Here is a 19,425-nt window from a genome sequence, read left to right on the forward strand (position 1 = left end):
CTCAGTGAGTGTTTCGATCCGGCTACCGGCCTCTATTTTGATATCGACGGGGTCAGCGGGAATCTCATCCGGGAACCCAGCATATCCGCTTTAATGCCGCTCACTCTCAACAATGTGCCCCACAAAGACTACGAAGCACTGGTGAGCCATCTGACAAACCCCGATGAATTCGGCCTCCGCTTCCCCATCCCTTCAGTGCCAAAGAACAGCAGCTTCTTCAGTCCAGGTTCGGGACGATATCTATGGCGCGGCCCAACATGGATCAACACTAATTGGCTCATCTCCGAGGGCCTCAAGAGACATGGGCATGGGAAACTGGCAGATGGGATATCTCAGGCAAGCAAGTATCTGGCCGAGCGCTCAGGATTTCGGGAATACTACAATCCGCTCACGGGTGAAGGCGGGGGTGAAAAAGACTTCAGCTGGTCTTCTCTGGCAGCGGTCATGTAAAACAGGTGTTGCTGGCAATCACCACGTCTCCTGGGCTCTTCGATCAATGGTTCTAGAGCGACCCAAAGCGCTCAACCCTTTCCCTAAAATCCTGATCCGCTTCACCTTCCCAGGGAAGATACTCCATATATGCCGGTGTTCTCAACCCATAAAGCAAAACGTCGAATATCTCTTTCGATGGGTTGCCCAGTTTCATCACCGTTTCCTTCCGTGCCGCGAAGACTTGCCCGGTCACCATCGTCGGTACATTAGGATAGTAGACGTTAATTAGTTCGATCGTCGTCTTCTCATCGTTGCTCTTGACGCCTTCTCGAGAAAGCAGCCAGCCATAAGAGATACACGTTGGAGAATACAGGAAGAGGCAGGGAGTCAGACTCCTCAGCTTATCAGGAGTCATGGCCTCTCCGGTTCTCCGGAAGAAGAACCCCACCACCGGAACCCCGGACATGAAATCGCCAACATAGGTCTTTTTCAAGATCAACCCGGTGAAAAAGAACGCGAATACCCAAAGCACAACCCCAAGACCGGTGCGGATATTCTCCCAGGGGGTCGCCATATCAAGAAAGCCATGCCCCGAATCTTCCAGGAGCCCGAACGCCCAATTGCCGGCAAAAAGTACAATCCCGACTGGAAGCCAAAAGATGAACCCGAATAGCAAAAACCCCACTAGATTCTTGATTGATTTCACGGTCCTCTCCTCATTCTCGTCGGGAATGGATTGTCTTGCCTACGCCTTCATCAATTGACTCATCGTGCTGATTGGCTGATTGATTATAGCCCTTTTCTCATGCACTAACAAACTCTCAGTGCCCACCTGATCAAAGGCCCTCTAAGTCTGGATCTGACGATCCACCGCTAAAAGAGCAGTTAGCGCAGACATGGCAGCAAAACCCGCCCCCGTGATGTAGGCCCAGTGCAACCCATTAAGAAACTCGTGAATGTCGCCGGGGCTCAAGGAATGTGCTGTGTTTGACGCTACAACAGGGGCAAAACCATAAAGCACAGCGCCGGCGACAGCTATGCCAAGCACCATGCCGACGTTGCGCATGGCTGCAATCACCCCTGAAGCAACCCCCAGGTATTGGGGAGTGACGCTCCCCATGATGGCGCTATTGTTTGGACTCTGGAAGAGGCCCATTCCCGCACCGACCACTGCCAGCCGCCAAAAGACATCAAGGGCATCCGTCGATTCCTTCAAACCGCTGAGCAAATACAAACCCAGCGCACTGACACACATCCCACTCACCGCGAAAATCCTGGTACCAAAGCGATCTGAAAGGATGCCGCTCGCCGGGCCGAAGCATAGAGTGGCTAAGGGGGTTCCAACCATTACCCATCCCACCTTCAATATGCTGTAATGCAGTGCGAAGGCTAAATAGAACGGGGTCAGAAAGATTACCGTAAACAAAGCCATGTAATTGAACAGCGCACTGATGCTGGCAAAGCTGAAGCGCTGACTCTTGAACAGCGCCAGGTTGAGCATCGGCTGCTCTGACCTCTTCTCTATGAAAAGAAACGCCCCCGCAAAAACGAATGCCGTCAGCAAAAGTGCAACTGGCGCAGGAGACCCCCACCCCCAATCCGCCCCTCTATTGGCATAAAGAAGCAATGCCGCGAGGAAAACAAAGGCGGTTACCGCTCCGGCCACATCAAGACGTTGCCCGGGATGGGTATCGGCGCGAGGTATGATGCGAACACTCCAAACGAAAGCAGCAATACCGATGGGCACATTGATGAAAAAGACATAACGCCAGCTCGCATACTCGGCAATCAACCCGCCAATAGTAGGCCCGAGGCTCAAAGCCACAGCAATGCTGATGACATAGATACCGATGGCTTTGCCACGCTCCTTGGGAGGAAAGGCTGCAGTAACGATGGCAGTACTCACAGCCATCACCATACCGGCGGCAAGCCCCTGCACAGCTCTTAATCCAATGAGCATCCAGATATTCTGGGAAGTCCCACACAACGCAGAAGCCATCGTGAAAGCAACCAGTCCAAAGAGATAAACCCGCCGATAGCCGATCATGTCTCCCAGTCGACCATAGAGCAGGATGAGGCAGCTGATAGTCAGGAGGTAAATCGTCGGCACCCACTGAGCGATTGAAATATCACTCTTGAAATACTGCGTGATATCAGGCAAGACGGTGTTTACAATACTACCATCAAGGGGCGCCATGAATCCGCCCAGCATCACCGCTGAGAGGATCAGCCATTTCCTGTCAATTCGTCTTCGTCCCGGTGCTGCCCCAGTTTCACCCATTTCCTTCTCCGGCAATGATTATCCTCATTTATGACATCGTTCCACGTTCGATGGTTACGATCATATGTCACTTCATCTATTATGCCATCCCTCAGCTCTCTAAGGAAGATGAGGGCACGCCTACTTGACTGAAACCCACACTTGTTGTACCCTTAGCTCCGTAGCCGTACCAGGGAAACAGAAATGGGCATATTTGTAACATTCGAGGGTGTTGAAGGAGGCGGGAAGAGCACGCAGGCACGAGCACTGTATCGGCGGCTTTCCCGATCAGGACGCCCCGTGAGCCTGGTCAAAGAGCCGGGGGGAACTGCTGTAGGAGACGTGGTCAGAAAACTTCTGAAACACCGACTGGAGATAGAGCTGAATCCCTTGACCGAACTCTTTCTGTTCGCCGTTGCCCGTGCTCAGTTGGTGGCCGAGGTCATTCGCCCTGCGCTGGATCAAAACAGAATCGTTCTCTGTGATCGCTACACCGAATCAACCTTAGCCTATCAAGGTTACGGACGGGGATTGGATTTGGAGACGATCCAATCCATTAACTCGATCGCCACGGGAGGGCTTCGCCCGGATATCATTTTCCTGCTTGATCTGGATGTTAAAGACGGACTTCAGCGGAAAGGCGCCGCGATTACAAAGGATCGCTTCGAGCAGGAGGAAATCCCTTTTCACCGTCGGGTCAGGCAGGGTTACGTCACTATGGCCAATGCCGATCCCGATCGCTGGCGGGTACTCGATGCCGCTCAACCCAAAAGCAAAACCGGCAAACTGATCGGGCAAGAGTTGGATAAACTCCTCTTGCAGAAGGGCATTCCTTGACAGTTCGATTGCCGAATAGCTATAATCCTCACGGTTAGAAAAACTTTCGGAAGGGGGCGATACTGATTGACTGACGTAAAGATAGAGGGAAACGAGTCACTGGAAAGCGCCATCAAGCGATTCAACAGAAAAGTGCAACAAGCGGGCATCCTCTCTGAATACCGAAGGCGCGAGCACTTCGAGAAGCCATCGATAGCGCGGAAGAGGAAGAGAGCCACCAAGAAACGCAAGAGCAGCAGAAGTTCGAAGGGCGCTTACTTCGGCAGATAATCATCGAGAGGAAAAGTGAAGTGACGCTGCAAGATAAGCTGACGGCCGATATGCAACAGGCCATGAAGTCGGGCGATAAGGTGCGGTTGTCAGTGTTGCGTATGGTCAAGGCGGCGATCAAGAACGCTGAGATCGAAAAGATGGTTGCCAGAGGCAGCATGGATGATGCTGGGGTGATAGATGTGCTATCGCGCCAGGCAAAGCAGCGCCGAGAGAGCGTCACTGAATTCAAGAAGGCCAATCGCCAGGAGATGGCGGCCAGCGAAGAAGCCGAATTGGCGATTATCATGGGATACCTTCCCCAGCAGATGTCTGCGGATGAAATAGTGACGATTGTCCGTCAGGTGATCGAAGAGACGGGTGCCCAGGGTCCGAGAGATAAGGGAAAGGTCATGTCCAAGCTTATGCCCCAACTCAAGGGCAAGGCTGATGGACAAGTGATCAATGAGATGGTGTCCCGGCTTTTGGGTGGCCCTTAATACCCCTTGGAATTGACTGCTTTCACTGGAAAGGAACAAGCTCTGTACTTGCTCCTTTCTGTTGTTTATATAGGAGACTTTTAAGCCGTGAAATTTGGAGTCATCGTCTTCCCCGGAACGTGGAGCGATATGGATTTCCATCATGTGTTGGGGAAAGTCATGGGACAAGAAGTTGACTACGTATGGCACAAGGATACTGATCTCTCCAGGTTCGATTGTGTGATCCTCCCCGGCGGCTTCTCCTACGGAGATTATCTGCGAGTAGGAGCCATTGCCCGTTTCTCGCCGGTAATCAGCGCGGTGGAACGCTTTGCCGCCAATGGCGGACTTGTCTTTGGCAGCTGCAATGGATTTCAGATACTCTGTGAGGCAGGGCTACTTCCTGGTGTCCTGCTGAGAAGCATCCATCTGCAATTCAGATGTCAATGGGCTCACCTGAGAGTGGAAAACACCTCTTCTCCCTTTGCTGCCGATTCCCAAAAGGGGCAGGTCCTGCGTGTTCCTATCTCCCACTACGATGGATGTTACTATGCCGATGAGGCGACCATCGCTCAGCTTGAAGCCAATGGTCAAGTGGTGTTGCGATACTCAACGTCATCCGGCGATATCACCGAAGCCTCCAACCCCAACGGCTCACTGCACAACATCGCCGGAATCACCAACAAAGAGGGAAATGTGCTGGGGATGATGCCCCACCCCGAACGGTGTTGCGAAGAGATCCTTGGTGGAGTGGACGGCCGCATCTTCTTCGATTCCATCCTTTCCACCCGGGCTTAACACTGCAAATCTTCCCCAAGGTGTCAGCGCCTAATACTGTCGTTCAGTAGTTATTGTTTTCATGCTGAATAGCATAGTATAATGGGCTGAGTCGCCAAGCAAGTATGAAGACAGTTTTTCGTTTTCCCTCGACTGAAAGGACGGCAGATACGACAGCAAAGATCATATCCGGGACCGAGATCGCCAGGGAGATTCGGGCCGAACTGAAGCAGCGAGTGATCAAGCTCAAGGAGTTGGGGACAACTCCGGGGCTGGTGATGATCCGCGTCGGGGATGACCCGGCTTCTGTTTCCTATGTCACCGGAAAAGAGCAGGCTGCCAAAGAGCTCGGGATATGGTCGGAAACGTATGTCCTTCCCGAGACGGCTTCCGAAGAGGACCTCCTAGCCAAAGTTCGTGAGATGAACAAAGCCAAGCACGTTGACGGTATCCTGGTTCAGACTCCCATCCCCAAGCACATCGATTCGGACAAGGTGCTCAACCTCATGGACCCGGCAAAAGACGTCGATGGGTTTCATCCTGTAAATGTGGGTAAGATGCTCATCGGCAATCCTGATTTTATGCCCTGTACCCCTCATGGTGTAGTAGAGCTGCTGATGCGCAGCGGCAATCCGCCCGAAGGGAAGCATGTAGTGATCTGCGGGCGGAGCAACCTGGTCGGCAAACCCCTTACAGCCATGCTGGTGCAGAAGAACAAGCGTGCCAATGCCACAGTCACGGTTGTCCATACCGGAACAAGGGACATGGCCAAATATACGCTTCAGGCGGATATTCTGGTGGCTGCCATGGGCTCTCCCGAGATCATCAAGGCGGACATGGTCAAGGAAGGCGCAGTAGTGATCGATGTGGGCGTCAACCGCATTGGGATGAAACCGAGCAAGAAAGAGCCCGGCAAAATGGTGGCCGATCTTAGAGGCGATGTGGATTTCGAGGCCGTTAAGGAAAAGGCAAGCGCCATAACCCCTGTTCCCGGCGGCGTTGGACCGATGACCATCACCATGCTCATGATGAATACGGTCGTAGCTGCCGAGCGGCGCGCAGCTCGCCCAAAATAAAAGCAAACATCAGGATAAGAAGTGTTCAGTTGAAAAACCCCGCCGCCAGCGGCGGGGTTTTTCAACTGAACACACGGGGATAGAGATATGGCTTACGATCCAACCCTGATGCAAGACTGGCAGATATCGCAAGCGGCCGAGGAGCACATGCTCACTCCGGAGCAGTGGGTTGAGCGATTGGGCCTTCAAAAAGAAGAAATGCTTCCCATGGGCCGACTGGGAAAGCTCGATTTCCTGAGAATCATCGATCGCCTGAAGAATAAGCCTGATGGGAAGTACATCGAGGTAACGGCCATCACGCCAACGCCCATGGGAGAAGGCAAGAGCACTGCTACCATCGGTCTAATCGAGGGCCTTGCCAAACGGGGCAAGCATTCCGGTGGCGCCGTCCGACAACCCTCCGGCGGTCCAACCATGAACGTCAAGGGGACTGCAGCAGGCGGTGGAAATGCATTACTCATCCCTATGACCGAGTTCTCTCTCGGCCTCACAGGAGACATCAATGAGATTATGAACGCTCATAATCTGGGGATGGTAGCGCTCACCGCCCGCATGCAACATGAGCGCAACTACACCGATGAGCAATTGCAGAGGCTTAGCGGCATGCGCCGCCTGGATATCGATCCCACCCGCGTGGAGATGGGCTGGGTGATCGATTTCTGCGCCCAAAATCTGCGCAATATTGTCACGGGTTTGGGTGGCCGCATGGACGGCTACACCATGGAGTCGAAGTTCGGAATCGCCGCCAGTTCCGAATGTATGGCCATCCTGGCCATTGCCAAAGACCTCGCCGATCTCAAGAAGCGCCTGAACGAAATCACTGTGGCGTTCGACAGAAGCGGAAATCCGGTAACCACAGGTGACCTGGAAGTTGGCAATGCGATGACGGCATGGATGCGCAATACCATCAACCCGACCCTGATGTCCACTGTGGAGTACCAGCCCTGCATGGTCCATGCCGGTCCGTTCGCCAATATCGCCATCGGCCAGTCATCCATCATCGCCGACCGTCTTGGACTCAAGCTGTGGGATTATCACGTCACCGAAAGCGGCTTTGCGGCGGATATCGGCTTTGAAAAATTCTGGAACGTCAAATGCCGCTTGAGCGGACTGAAGCCGCATGTATCCATTCTGACCACCACTATCCGGGCGCTTAAGATGCACGGTGGCGGGCCCAGGGTCATTCCCGGTGTCAAGCTGCCTGACGAGTACGCACATGAAAATCTGAAGCTGGTGGATAAGGGATGCGAGAACATGATCCACCATATCCAGACAATCCGTAAGTCCGGGATGAATCCGGTGGTCTGCATTAATGTTTTTCAGACCGATACCCCGGCCGAAATCGATCTGGTCCAGCGGATCGCCCGGGAGGCAGGCGCTCGCTGTGCCGCCTCCAGACACTGGCTGAGGGGCGGTGAGGGAGCTCTCGATCTGGCGGATGCGGTGATCGATGCCTGTAACGAAAAGGTCGATTTCAAATTCCTCTATCCATTAGAGATGAAGCTGCGGGATCGCGTCGATCTGATCGCCCGGGAAGTCTACGGCGCCGATGGCGTTTTCTGGAAGTCTCAGGCTGAGGCCAAAGCAAAGATGCTGGAAAGCGATCCCCGATATGCCGATTATGCCACCATGATGGTGAAGACCCATCTCAGCCTAACCCATGACCCGAACCTGAAAGGAGTCCCCAAAGGCTGGACACTGCCCATCCGTGATGTGTTGATCTATTCCGGCGCCAGATTCCTCTGCCCCATGGCCGGCACCATCAGCCTGATGCCCGGAACCGGCTCCAATCCGGCCTTCCGCAGAGTCGACGTTGATGTGCATACCGGGAAGGTCAGCGGTCTGTTTTAGACCTTCCGCATCCCACAAGTCACCCATACCGTTGGGAAGAGGGAAGCAATTATGGCTGATGAAATCGTCAAATGCCCCAACTGTGGATTCAATATCCCCATATCGGAGGTCCTGACACATCAGATTCGGGATCGTCTCAAATCCGAGCTTGAAAGCGGTGTCCGCAAAAGGGAAGCTTCTCTTCTGGAACGTGAGAAGCAGTTGAGCCAGGCCCAGAAAACGGTGGAGGAGCAGGTTGCCGCCAAACTCAAGACAGAGATCAGTAGGGTGCACATCCAGGAGGCTAGAAAGATTGAGGATCGAGTCAAGGTTGAACTTGATGACCTCAAGTGTCAGGTTGCCGAGAAAGAGAAACGGATCGCCGAACACCGCGAAGCTGAGCTTGAGCTGAGGAAAAAGGCCAGAGAGCTCGAAGAACGAAAACAGGCTTTTGAGCTGGAAATGACTCGAAAGATGGACACCGAAAGAGACCAGGTGAAACAGGAGGCTCTGAGCAAATTCACCGAGGAACATCGCCTGAAGGATGCGGAAAAAGAGAAGCTGATCCGTGATTTGAAGCAAGCCCTGGAAGATGCCCAGCGGAGAGCGGCCCAGGGTTCCATGCAAACACAGGGAGAAGTACAGGAACTGGACTTGGAGAACATCCTCAAAACTGCTTTCCCTTTTGACGATATCCAGCCCGTTCCCAAGGGAATCAGAGGCGCCGACGTGGTGCAAAACGTCTTCGATTCCCATCACAAACCGTGCGGGATCATTCTCTGGGAGGCAAAGCACACCAAACACTGGAGCGATGCCTGGTTGCAGAAATTGAAGGACGACCAGCGAGAGATCGGCGCCAATATTTCGGTCCTGGTCACCGAAGCAATGCCTAAAGAGGTGGAGGGTTTTAGTCTCATGGATGGCGTCTGGGTGACGCGATTCAATCTGTCCATCGGGTTGGCCACTGCCCTCAGGGCGAATCTGGTAGACCTCGCCTTTGCCCGGACCGCCGAGGTGGGCAAAAATGAGAAGATGGAAGCCCTTTATCAGTACCTCTCCGGACCGGAGTTCAGCCAGAAGATCCGGGCCATCGGGGAAACCTTTGACATGATGCAGCAGCAGCTGAGCAAAGAAAAACGGGCCATGGAGAAAATTTGGAAAGAGCGGGAGAAGCACATTCAAAGAATCGCCATCAATACCGCCCGAATGTACGGCGATATGCGCGGCATCATCGGGGCATCCCTGCCGGAGGTGGCCGTTCTGGAGCTCGGGCCAATTGAACCGAGGCGATTGGAATCCGGCCTTGAAGACGAACCGTAGGGGCGAAACATTTTTCGCCCCTACCCAAAACCCAACAATGAATCACGCCAGATTTGATTCAGACAAACACCATCGCCGTTCCACGCGTCTCAAAGACTACGACTATTCTCAGGCTGGGGTATATTTTATTACTATTTGCACCCAAAATCGGGATTGTCTATTTGGGGAGATTGTGAATGGAGAGATGCGGCTGAATGATACGGGCCACTTTGTCCAACAATGCTGGTTTGATATTCCACTCCATTTTCCGCACGCGGAATTGGACGCGTTCACGGTTATGCCCAACCATGTGCACGGGATCATTGTCATCACGCATTCCGTAGGAGCGAATAATTATTCGCCCCTACCGTTGCCGCATGGCACATCAAAAACGATCGGCTCCATTGTTCGTGGTTTCAAAATCGGCGTAACCAAATGGTTTCGGACAAACACGGGTATTTACACCGTCTGGCAACGCAACTACTTCGAACACGTGATTCGTGACGAGCCCGACCTTGCCAGAATCCGCCAATACGTCTCAGACAACCCGATGCGTTGGGCAGATGACGAGGAGAATCCCGCCAATATCACTGCAGGTCGTAAAGGATGACTTTAGAACGCCATTTCCTCAACTGGGATGCGCCGCTGACTCAAAAAGCGCGTTCATTTTTCCTTCCCTCCCAACCCAATGGCCCGGTAGATATGGGAAAAGACCTGATCATCGTGCCGACACGCCAGGCGGGACGTCGGCTGCGAGAAGCACTGGCGCACGGCTGCGCTGAGCACAACACAGTGCTGCTCCCCCCTCTTGTCGAGACCCCCGGTGATTTTCTGCGCAGAACCAAAGCACAACCAAACATTGCCAATAAGACAGAGGTATCGGCAATCTGGGCTCACCTCTTGATGAATGCCGACCTCAAGCATCTCTGCGGGCTCTTTCCGGCTCGGATACCCGAGCAGCGACTCTCCTGGGCGCTCCATACCGGCAGAATGATCCAGCGCCTTCGAGATGCGCTGGCAGACGGAGGCTATCGCATCGCAGATGTACACCGAGAATTCGATAGCGTGCTGGAGGAACCTCAACGATGGCAGGATTTGGCGGAACTGGAAACGGCCTATTTCGCGCGGCTCAGCCAAGTCGGGAAACGGGACCCCATCGAGCTCATGATCGAGCAAACATCCAAGCCAGAGCTACCGGCCAGAATCGAGCGCATCATCATCGCCGCCGTCCCCGATCCCACTCCCCTCTTGATCAGGGCCCTTGAAAATCTGGCGAAACGAATCTCCATTGTGATCCTGATTCATGCTCCCGAATCGCTGGCCGACTGGTTCGACCAATGGGGTCGGCCGATCCCGGAGAAGTGGCGCGATTCCCGAATCGTAATCCCGGACCCGCAAGCGAATATTATCCTGGCCGGATCGCCGCCATCCCAGAGCCAGAAAGCGCTTCACCTCATGGCCGCTGAGAAGGACCGTTTCGGTCCTGCCGATATCGCCATCGGCGTGCCTGATCCGAGCATCACTCCTCATCTCTGGGCCGAGTTGGAAGATAGAGGCTTGCTGCCATTCGATCCTGCCGGAAAGCCAGCCACGGAGCACCCGCTGTTCCACCTTCTCGATTCATTTCACACGCTGGCGACTGAAGGCAGCTACCAATCATTCAGCGCTTTCTTGCGGCACGCGGACGTTCTGGAAAGGATCGGCCTCTCGCCACACCTTTTGCTGGAAGAGTTGGATCGGTTTCAAAATGAGCACCTGCCGTCCGGGTGGAAAGACATCGCCGATCGCTTCTCTACTAAAACCTGTCCGCCGCAATTCGATAACTTGGAGAAGGCAGTAGCATTCACCCAAAGATTGATTGATGACTTTGAAAGGATCGGCCTCGATAGCGCCGTCCGGTCACTGCTGCAGATGGTCTATGAGATTCGAACCGTCGATCCTGCCAAGCCAGAAGACGGGGAATTTATCGAGGTGGCTAAACTCATTGACGCCACGCTGCGTGAATTTGAAAGCGAGACCGTCAGCATCCTCGGATTGGGGAAAAGGGAGACACTGGCGCTCCTCATCCAGAGACTGGGCGAACAGCGCTATTCCCTGATGCGTAAAGGGGCTGTGATCGACCTGGAGGGCTGGCTGGAGCTGCCCTGGAATGATGCCCCCTTCCTGATCGTCACCGGAATGAACGAGGAAATGGTCCCGGCAAGCCGTCTGGGCGATATCTTCCTGCCGGACTCTCTGCGAATTCAGCTCAATCTCCCCGACGATTCCATGCGTCTGGCAACCGATATCTATATCCTGCAAGAGCTCATCGAATCGCGAAAAGCCGCGGGCCGGGTCTCTCTTCTGGCCGGGAAAACCAGCAGTGCCGGAGATCCGTTGAAACCTTCCCGGCTGCTATTCTATTGTGATGATACCGAGTTGCCGCACCGCGCCGAACGTCTCTTCGGAGATGCTGAAGAGCGGCGTGATAACCACCCGCCGACAATCAGTTTTCGCCTCATGGTAGGGGCAGGTTCTAAACCTGCCCCTACGAAGATGTCCGTTACCCAGTTCAAGGATTACATGGCATGTCCCTTCCGCTTTTACATGAAACACATCCTCGGCATGGAGGCGCTGGATGATCAGAAAACAGAGCTGGACGCCATGGATTTCGGCTCGCTTGTACACCACGCCCTGAAGCAAATGGCCCAAAACCAGCGCATGCGCCGCTGCGAAAATGCTTCCGAGCTGGCTGGTTTTCTATCCACCGAAGCGGAGAAGTGGGCCGAAGAACGCTTCGGTAAATCGCCGCCACTCCAAATCGAAATTCAACTTCTGGCCGCCATCCAGCGCCTTTCGGCGGCGGCGCGTGTGCAGGCAGAACTGGTTGGCGAAGGTTGGGAAATCCATAAATCTGAGTGGCGCGTCGAGACCTCGCTGAAGGGAATGCAAGTCAGTGGCCGAATCGACCGAGTCGATCGCCATCGACAAACAGGCCGAATTCGGATTCTCGACTATAAGACCTCAGAGAAGGCCACTAAGCCAGAAGCTGTGCATCTCCTTTCGGCATCAAAGGATGCGCGGGACTACGCCCGGGTATTCATTGCCGAAAAGGAAAAGCGCTGGGGGGATCTGCAATTGCCACTCTATCGGCTGATGCTTCTGGGTGATTTCGCCGGGCCAATCGAGTTCGGATATTTCAATCTGCCCAAGGCGATCACGGAAACCGGCCTGACGATCTGGGAAGATTTCAATGACAAGCTGATGAAGTCCTCCAAAGGCTGCGCCGAAGGCGTGATCGAAGATATTCAAAACGGCCGCTTCTGGCCTCCAGCGGCCAAAGTCCAGTACGATGATTTTGCGGCTCTGTTCCCGGCGGCGATCGAGGATTGCGTCGAATTGTAAGGGCGAATGATTATTCGCCCCTACGGAAGAATTATGGCTAACATCAAACACCAGGCAATAGCGGCCTCGGCCGGATCGGGCAAGACCTTCCATCTTGCCCACCGATACATCCGGCTGCTGGCCGGCGGCGTCAAACCGGACCGGATCATCGCCCTCACTTTCTCTCGAAAGGCTGCGGGCGAGATTTTCGACTCTCTGGTGAAGTACCTGAGTCAGGCCGCTTCATCGTCCCAGCAGGCCGCCGTGACAGGGAACCTGATCGGCCATCCGCAAATGGACCAGCTCGACTTCCTGAGATTGCTCCGGGATTTGCTGCACAGTCTCCATCGGCTTCACATCGGCACACTCGATAGCTTCACCGTCGGCGTGATCCGGGCCTTCCCCATGGAACTGGGAATCCCCAGCGATTTTCAGCTGATGGATAATGAAGGCGCCTCTGCCAAAGCGGCGCGGCAGGAGATTCTAGGGCAAATCTTCAACCAGCGATACCTAGACCGCTCCGCCCAGCAACAGTTTCTGGAGGCTTTCAAGCTGGCAACCTTCGGACAGGAAGAAAAGGGGCTGGAACGAAACCTCGACGCCTTCATCTCCCAGTATCGCGGCTGCTATCAACTTTTGCCTGATGAATCCTCTTGGGGAAGTCCGGAAATGATCTGGCCAATAGCATCTCCCTGGCTTCAGAAGATCAAAGGCCTCGATGCCATCGCCGAGGAATTACTATCACTCCTGGGCAGAGATGATCTCTCCGAAAGCGTGATGAATCGCTGGACTACCTTCATCGACGCCGTCCGCAAATTCGACAACCGCTCGCCATGGTCGAGGGACATCGAATATCTCTTTGAGAAGCTGATCGAAGACATCGACGACCTTCGTTGTGGGAAAGCCACGGTTCGGATCGGCGGCAGAAAGGGTTATGATCTTTCGCCACGGCAAAGCGGGCTGGCATTATCCCTGCTAACTCACGTAATGCAGACGGAACTGCACACGGCCCTGCAGCGAACCCGCGGCATCTATCGCGTCCTGAACCAATATGAGCAATTCTATGACAGCAGGATGCGGCATCAGGGCAAGCTCACCTTCGATGACGTCCAGCACCTGTTGACGCCAGCCAACGAACACAGCGGTGGGGCGCTCTTGAGCCGAATGGCCGGTCAGGAATCGCGACTCTACATCGATTACCGCCTCGACTGCAGGCTGGATCACTGGCTGCTGGATGAATTCCAGGATACCAGCGATCTGCAATGGGCAGCGCTCTCCAACCTGGCCGACGAAATCCTGCAGGACACAAGCGGCGAGCGCAGCTTTTTCTACGTCGGCGATGTGAAGCAGGCCATCTACGGCTGGCGCGGGGGGAACGCCCGGCTTTTCGGCCGAATTCTGGAGCAGTATGAGGGGCTGATCGAGCAGCGCCCGATGAACACCTCTTTCCGGTCCTCTCAGCCGATCATCGATACGGTTAACCGCGTATTCTCGAGCCTGCCAACCGAATTGCCTTCGAGAACAATCCGGGAGTGGCAGCACATCTGGCAGACTCATCAATGCCAGAAGGGAAAAGTCCCCGAACACGGTTATGCGGCACTTCTGGAGCCGGATTCTTGCAACGGCGAGATCAAACCCACCCAAGAGGATCGATTCCAGATCGTGGCCCATCTGCTGAAAGAGATCGAACCGGGCAGCCGGGGCCTTTCCGTGGGAATTCTGGTGCGCAAAAACGACACCGGCAAGGAGCTTGTCGATTTTCTTCGAACCGAGTGCGCCGAGATGAACATCGTCCACGAGGGAAGGGGAACCATTGCCGATAACCCTGTCGTCGCAGTGCTGCTCTCTCTGGTGAAGTTCGCGGCCCATCCCGGAGATACCCTCGCTTGGCATCACCTTCAAATGAGTCCGTTACGCCAGCACCTGGAGAAGAAAGGGCTGGACCGCAAGACGCTGCCTCTGGTTTTGCTGCGAGAGATACAATCGAGCGGGTTCGCCTCGTTCTTGCGCCACTGGGGTGCTTTCCTAGACACAATTCACCCTCTCGATGACTTCGGGAGAAAGCGGCTCAAAGACTTGATCGATGCCGCCGGGCAGTTCGATTCCAGTGGCAGCAGGGATTGCAATGAGCTTCTGCGATTTATCGAGAGCTATGACATTCACGAACTCGCCGCCGAGAATGCAGTGCGCGTCATGACAATCCATCAATCCAAGGGCCTGGGATTCGATGTAGTCATCCTGCCGGATTTGCAGGGGCAGGCAATAACCGAAAGCCGGGATATCGACCTGGCCATCGCCCGCGACCCTGAAACCAGCCAGCCCCTCTGGGCGCTGAAGATGCCTCGCCGTATCATCGCCCGGAGCGATCCGGTCCTGGCGGAGCAGGTGCAAATCGCCGATGAAACCGCCTGCTTCGACGCGCTGTGCGTCCAGTATGTGGCCCTGACCCGCGCCAAAAACGCGCTCTATATGATCACCTCTTTCCCCGGCAAGACGTCGACCGTAATCAATCCGGCGGCCTTCCTTAAAACACAACTGGGAGGGGGCGAAGCATTTGGCAAGCCAAATGCTTCGCCCCCCATAGTCTGCCTCTATGAAACCGGCGAGCGCGACTGGTATACACAGATTCCGAGTCTAGAGCAAGCTCCTCAACCGACCGAGTTGCCGCAACTCTCAAAGGATTTTACCAGACAGGCCTCCCAGCGAAGGCATCTGATCCAGATATCGCCCTCGGCGCTGGCCGAGAACAAGCAGAATGCCGGAATGCTCTTTGACCGAGCTTATCGGGAAAGTCTGGATTTCGGCACGGCGATGCATGAACTCCTGGCAAAGGTCGGATGGATCGAGGAGACGGATATCGAGGAGTTAATTGCCAACTGGTCTTTGAAGTCATCGGCCGAAGCAGAGTTCAAGCGACGGGTCATCGAAAAGTTCCGGTGGGCTCTATCGATCGATGAGGTTCGCCAAGCCCTTGCCCACCCCGAAGCAAACACAGCATTATGGCGGGAGAAGGGCTTCGAGATCGTCCTGGACGACAAATGGGTGACAGGCACCTTCGACCGGGTTGTCATCGTGACGGATCAGTCAGGCAAGCCTCAAAGGGCCACGCTCATCGACTTCAAGAGCGATGAGATTTCAAATGATGACAAACTAGCCGAAAGCATCCAACGATATCGCCCGCAGCTTTCATTGTACGCTCAGTCGCTCTCCCGGATGCTTGGGTTCGATCCTTCTGCCATCGCTATCCGTCTGGTGTTCACAGGAGCAGGAAGAGTGATTGACCTTCCTCCCCTCCATCAAAGAGGATAGGACCCATCAATCATAACCCCAACTTTCCGGCAACCCCTTGCATCGCCAGAAGACCAATGCCCATGAACTCCTCAAGCACCAACCCAATCTGACTGCAAGCCGCTACCTGCTCCCGATTCATACCCTCTTCTTATATTTCCTGGGGCTGGTGGCAGGTTTATCCTGACCGCGATAATCCGGAGCGCCGATAGGAATAATATTGCTGATCTTGGTATCCTCCAAACGCGACTTCAGTCGGACATCAAGGCTCTCCATAGCCGGATAGGTAGCCGTGATCAAAGTGGCCAACTTGGCATTATAACGGTAGTTGATGATTTGGTATAGCTTCTCTCTGGCCCAGGCCGTGGCTGTCTCCATTCCGAAATCGTCCAGAATCAGGAGCGGCCCCCCTTTGATCGCCTCAAGGCTCAGCTCATTTTCCCGCTTGCCGTCGGAACGAAAAGTGGGACGCAGACGATCAATCAACTCCGGGACACTGGCAAAATACACAGGGCGTCTGCATTCAATCTGACGATTGGCCACCGCCGCCGCCAGATGGGTCTTACCGGAACCTGCTGGCCCTATCAGAACCAGCCAGTCTTCCGGCGATTCGCTAAAACGGCGAGAAGCTTCCAGAGCCACCCTGAGGCTTTCTCGCTGTTCCTTATCGGCATTCATCCCCTCAATATCGAAATTGTTGAAGCGCATCAAACGCATCACCGATTCCCTTAACCCACCGATTTGAGTGAAAAGCGGAGGTCCCTGTATCCGCAGCTTCAACTCACGCGATAAACCCGGACTGCGAAGGCGAGTCTGCAAGCGTTCATCCAGATTATCCAGAGTGATCGCCGTAACCACCGTTGGAAGCTGGGCATTGAAGCGGTGGTTCAGCACCTGAAAAAGTTTCTCCTCCGCCCAAGGGGTGCTACTGTGCGTTCCCAGGTCATCCAGAACAAGCAGGGGAGCGTTTTTCACCCGTTCAAACAGGGAATCATAGTTTACATCGCTGTTGGGGCTGAAAGTAGCCCGAAGGTGATCGAGGAAATCGGGGACAATGGTCCAGAACGTCGGCGACCCCCTCTTGAGGCAATGATTGGCAATAGCAGCCGCGGTATGAGTTTTTCCGCAGCCGCTGGGACCAGTGAGCACCAACCATCCTTCCGGCTTATCCGCAAAGGCCCTGGCTTCCTTGTAACAGGATTCAAACTGCTGCTGTTTTTCCGGATCGCTATCCAGGCCGGTTGATTTCAGATTGGCAAAGGAAAGCCGAACTAAAGGCCCTAAATTGCTATAGCGTTCGAGCCTGTCCACTCGCTCGCCAGCCAGTTTCCTTAGCGTACACCGGCAGTCAAACGACTTCCCGAAATCAGGGGAATCCACCGGAACATCCAGAACTACCCAGCCGCGCCCCTTGCAAATGGGACACTTCTCAGGTTCCGCAGGTTCACTTTCGGGTGAGATGCCCGTACTTTCGGAGGTATTCTTTTGGGGCAATGTCCTCTTTAGAATTCTCCCTAGCTCTTCCATAATCCTTTCCCTCGGAGTCCCACCGATCCAGGATTCTGCTGATGTAGCGCCAACTGCGCTTGTTAAGCACCACCGACTCTTTGAAGGCATCCTCGATCCACGAGGCAGGGTAGCGATCTTCTGCCTCCTTGAGTTCATCGGCAATCAAGGGAGTCAGAAGCCCTATGTGTTGTTCGTAAAGGGAGAAGATATTGGGCTTTTCCTCGGTGGATGCCGGCTCTATCCTGACCAGCCCGCCCAATTGAATATCCCCACTCTCTATCTGCACCATGGCCCTGCGGCTCTGTTCATCATTCACAAAATACAATTGCTCAAGGGTGCCCTCTCTATCGATTCCTAAATAGAGCAGTGTTTTCCGACTCACCGCCATTTCCAGGCCGCGCTTTAGCTCTTCCTCTGCCGAGCCATTGCCCTTCAGGCTCATCATCAGCGCCCGGTCCCCCCGAAGCTCGCTACAGGTGATGAACTTGGGATAGCCCTTTTTGGCATAGAGCGCCCAGAAGATATGAAGCGTCACCTTCAACTCGGCCATGTCCCGGATATCGGGCAGAACGGAGCTGAAGAACGGGTTGGGGATCGGAGTGAAACCCGTTCTGGGCGAGAACCCCTCAAAGCGCTTCGCATCATTCATAGCAAAGATGGCTTCTCCGCAACCACTTCCGCATTCTCGAACTTGGTAATACGTTCGTTGAAATGGAGCTTGACCACTCCGGTTGGGCCATTGCGGTGTTTGGCAATAATGACATCGGCTTCGCCTTTGGGATAAGGCCTGTCCGGATTGAGCCGCGCCCATTCCTCTTCCGTATGGTAAACATCCTCCCGATAGATAAAGAGCACCACATCCGCGTCCTGCTCAATCGAACCGCTCTCCCTCAGATCGGAAAGCATCGGGGTGTGAGGAGTACGCGTTTCCACGGCGCGGCTGAGCTGCGATACGGCCAGCACCGGCACATTGATATCGCGGGCCAGCTCTTTGACCGATTGCGAGATATAGGTCATTTCCTGAACACGGTTATCCGTACGCCTGCCGGAACGCATCAATTGAATATAGTCGATGATGATCAAATCGATCCCGGCCTCGTTTTTCAGACGGCGGGCTTTGCTTCTCATATCCGAGTCCCTCAGGAAAGCCGAGTCATCAATATAAATTGGAGCCTCAGCGATTGTTTCCAGAGAGCGCATCACCCTATCGCGTTGCAGTTCAGTCAGCTGGTCCGTGCGAAGTAACTGGTTGCTGATTCCAGATTCGGCGGAGATGAAACGATAGGCCAGCTCCAGCTTGGACATCTCCAGGCTGAATATAGCCACTCTGGCTTTCTGATTAATGGCAGCATTTCGGGCGATGTTGATCGCCAGGCTCGTTTTGCCCATACTAGGTCGCGCTGCCAGGATAATCATATCGGAACGATGCAGACCCGTCAGTTTTTTATCCAGCAGGGTAAAGCTAGTATTGATGTGCGGAAGAAAGCCCTCTTCATCGGCATGTGCGGCAAAGCTAGTCTCTTCAAAATAGCTATCCAGTATGGTCCGAATATGGACAAACTCGCGGGACTTTCTCCCGTGCCGAAGCTGGAACAACAGGTTATCGGCTCTTTCGAGGGCGAGATCGATTTCCGGAGGCGCTTCGTAGCCGATATCAGCAATCTGCCCCGCCGCCGCAATCAGACTGCGCATCACAGAAAGGCGCTGTACGATCTTGCCGTAGTGCTCAACGTGAACCGCGGTGGGCACGTTTTGAACCAGGTTGCTCAGATATGCCGGACCGCCAACCGCATCGAGCTTGTCGCGCCGTCCCAATTCGTGGGCCACCGTGATCTGATTGATGGCGTCGTTGCGCTCATAGAGAGCACTGCAGGCGGCATAAACCCACTGGTTCTTGTCACGGTAAAAATTCTCCGGCTTCAACAGATCAGCCACCTTGAGAATCGCCGTATCATCGATGAGCAGCGAACCCAGGACAGCTTCCTCGGCATCTAAATCATGGGGTGGAATTCTATCATCGTTCATG

General features: G+C 54.4%; 16 protein-coding genes. 11 read left to right on the plus strand and 5 right to left on the minus strand.

Annotation, left to right across the window (positions count from 1 at the left end; translation table 11 throughout):
- Positions 1–450: trehalase-like protein (locus tag PHV74_05875; protein ID MDD5093893.1), on the plus strand; the 450-nt coding region annotated here is incomplete at its 5' end.
- 52 nt (positions 451–502) lie between these two features.
- Here the strand turns inward: PHV74_05875 and PHV74_05880 are convergent.
- Positions 503–1,138: a hypothetical protein gene (locus tag PHV74_05880; GenBank protein MDD5093894.1), complete on the minus strand. Its 636-nt coding sequence runs from the start codon at positions 1,136–1,138 to the stop codon at positions 503–505.
- A gap of 141 nt (positions 1,139–1,279) precedes the next feature.
- Entirely contained in the window at positions 1,280–2,728 is a 1,449-nt protein-coding gene (locus tag PHV74_05885; protein MDD5093895.1) for an MFS transporter, read from the minus strand.
- A 168-nt stretch (positions 2,729–2,896) separates the two neighbouring features.
- On the opposite strand from PHV74_05885, the gene tmk reads away from it, so the two are divergent.
- From tmk to PHV74_05935, 10 genes are all read left to right on the plus strand, one after another.
- Entirely contained in the window at positions 2,897–3,529 is a 633-nt protein-coding gene (gene tmk, locus PHV74_05890; GenBank protein MDD5093896.1) for a dTMP kinase, read from the plus strand.
- Positions 3,530–3,595: 66 nt separating this feature from the next.
- A complete protein-coding gene (gene rpsU / locus PHV74_05895) occupies positions 3,596–3,799 on the plus strand; it encodes a 30S ribosomal protein S21 (protein ID MDD5093897.1) in 204 nt (67 codons plus the stop codon).
- A gap of 20 nt (positions 3,800–3,819) precedes the next feature.
- Positions 3,820–4,278, plus strand: coding sequence for a GatB/YqeY domain-containing protein (locus PHV74_05900; protein MDD5093898.1), 459 nt, complete (start codon positions 3,820–3,822; stop codon positions 4,276–4,278).
- A gap of 87 nt (positions 4,279–4,365) precedes the next feature.
- Positions 4,366–5,055: a phosphoribosylformylglycinamidine synthase subunit PurQ gene (gene purQ, locus PHV74_05905; protein MDD5093899.1), complete on the plus strand. Its 690-nt coding sequence runs from the start codon at positions 4,366–4,368 to the stop codon at positions 5,053–5,055.
- 104 nt (positions 5,056–5,159) lie between these two features.
- On the plus strand, positions 5,160–6,110 hold the full coding sequence (locus tag PHV74_05910; GenBank protein MDD5093900.1) for a tetrahydrofolate dehydrogenase/cyclohydrolase catalytic domain-containing protein: 951 nt from the start codon (positions 5,160–5,162) through the stop codon (positions 6,108–6,110).
- 87 nt (positions 6,111–6,197) lie between these two features.
- On the plus strand, positions 6,198–7,961 hold the full coding sequence (locus PHV74_05915; protein MDD5093901.1) for a formate--tetrahydrofolate ligase: 1,764 nt from the start codon (positions 6,198–6,200) through the stop codon (positions 7,959–7,961).
- Between the two features lie 51 nt (positions 7,962–8,012).
- Complete coding sequence (locus PHV74_05920) at positions 8,013–9,260, plus strand: DUF2130 domain-containing protein (protein MDD5093902.1); 1,248 nt, start codon at positions 8,013–8,015, stop codon at positions 9,258–9,260.
- Positions 9,261–9,297: 37 nt separating this feature from the next.
- The gene (locus PHV74_05925) at positions 9,298–9,849 is read left to right on the plus strand and encodes a hypothetical protein (protein ID MDD5093903.1); all 552 of its coding nucleotides are present in this window, start codon (positions 9,298–9,300) and stop codon (positions 9,847–9,849) included.
- Positions 9,846–12,623, plus strand: coding sequence for a PD-(D/E)XK nuclease family protein (locus PHV74_05930; protein ID MDD5093904.1), 2,778 nt, complete (start codon positions 9,846–9,848; stop codon positions 12,621–12,623). The genes PHV74_05925 and PHV74_05930 overlap by 4 nt, the downstream gene beginning before the upstream one ends.
- A gap of 33 nt (positions 12,624–12,656) precedes the next feature.
- A complete protein-coding gene (locus PHV74_05935) occupies positions 12,657–15,911 on the plus strand; it encodes a UvrD-helicase domain-containing protein (GenBank protein MDD5093905.1) in 3,255 nt (1,084 codons plus the stop codon).
- Positions 15,912–16,028: 117 nt separating this feature from the next.
- Here PHV74_05935 and PHV74_05940 read toward each other — a convergent pair whose 3' ends face one another.
- From PHV74_05940 to dnaB, 3 genes are read right to left on the minus strand one after another with little or no spacing between them, the layout of a single operon-like run.
- Positions 16,029–17,384, minus strand: a complete 1,356-nt coding sequence (locus PHV74_05940) for an ATP-binding protein (protein ID MDD5093906.1) — start codon at positions 17,382–17,384, stop codon at positions 16,029–16,031.
- On the minus strand, positions 17,335–18,048 hold the full coding sequence (locus PHV74_05945; GenBank protein ID MDD5093907.1) for a DnaD domain protein: 714 nt from the start codon (positions 18,046–18,048) through the stop codon (positions 17,335–17,337). Before PHV74_05945 ends, PHV74_05940 begins: the two co-directional genes overlap by 50 nt.
- Positions 18,045–19,424: a replicative DNA helicase gene (gene dnaB / locus PHV74_05950; GenBank protein MDD5093908.1), complete on the minus strand. Its 1,380-nt coding sequence runs from the start codon at positions 19,422–19,424 to the stop codon at positions 18,045–18,047. Before dnaB ends, PHV74_05945 begins: the two co-directional genes overlap by 4 nt.
- Position 19,425: the final 1 nt, after the last annotated feature.

Source organism: Dehalococcoidia bacterium (genome assembly GCA_028711995.1).
Taxonomy (GTDB): Bacteria; Chloroflexota; Dehalococcoidia; order SZUA-161; family SpSt-899; genus JAQTRE01.

Bases quoted from the DNA above. Each gene is read 5' to 3' on its own strand.
- PHV74_05925 (MDD5093903.1), top strand. From the start codon at position 9,298: ATGAATCACGCCAGATTTGATTCAGACAAACACCATCGCCGTTCCACG.
- PHV74_05935 (MDD5093905.1), top strand. From the start codon at position 12,657: ATGGCTAACATCAAACACCAGGCAATAGCGGCCTCGGCCGGATCGGGC.
- tmk (MDD5093896.1), top strand. From the start codon at position 2,897: ATGGGCATATTTGTAACATTCGAGGGTGTTGAAGGAGGCGGGAAGAGC.
- PHV74_05915 (MDD5093901.1), top strand. From the start codon at position 6,198: ATGGCTTACGATCCAACCCTGATGCAAGACTGGCAGATATCGCAAGCG.
- PHV74_05920 (MDD5093902.1), top strand. From the start codon at position 8,013: ATGGCTGATGAAATCGTCAAATGCCCCAACTGTGGATTCAATATCCCC.
- PHV74_05945 (MDD5093907.1), bottom strand. From the start codon at position 18,048: ATGAATGATGCGAAGCGCTTTGAGGGGTTCTCGCCCAGAACGGGTTTC.
- PHV74_05930 (MDD5093904.1), top strand. From the start codon at position 9,846: ATGACTTTAGAACGCCATTTCCTCAACTGGGATGCGCCGCTGACTCAA.
- PHV74_05910 (MDD5093900.1), top strand. From the start codon at position 5,160: ATGAAGACAGTTTTTCGTTTTCCCTCGACTGAAAGGACGGCAGATACG.
- dnaB (MDD5093908.1), bottom strand. From the start codon at position 19,424: ATGAACGATGATAGAATTCCACCCCATGATTTAGATGCCGAGGAAGCT.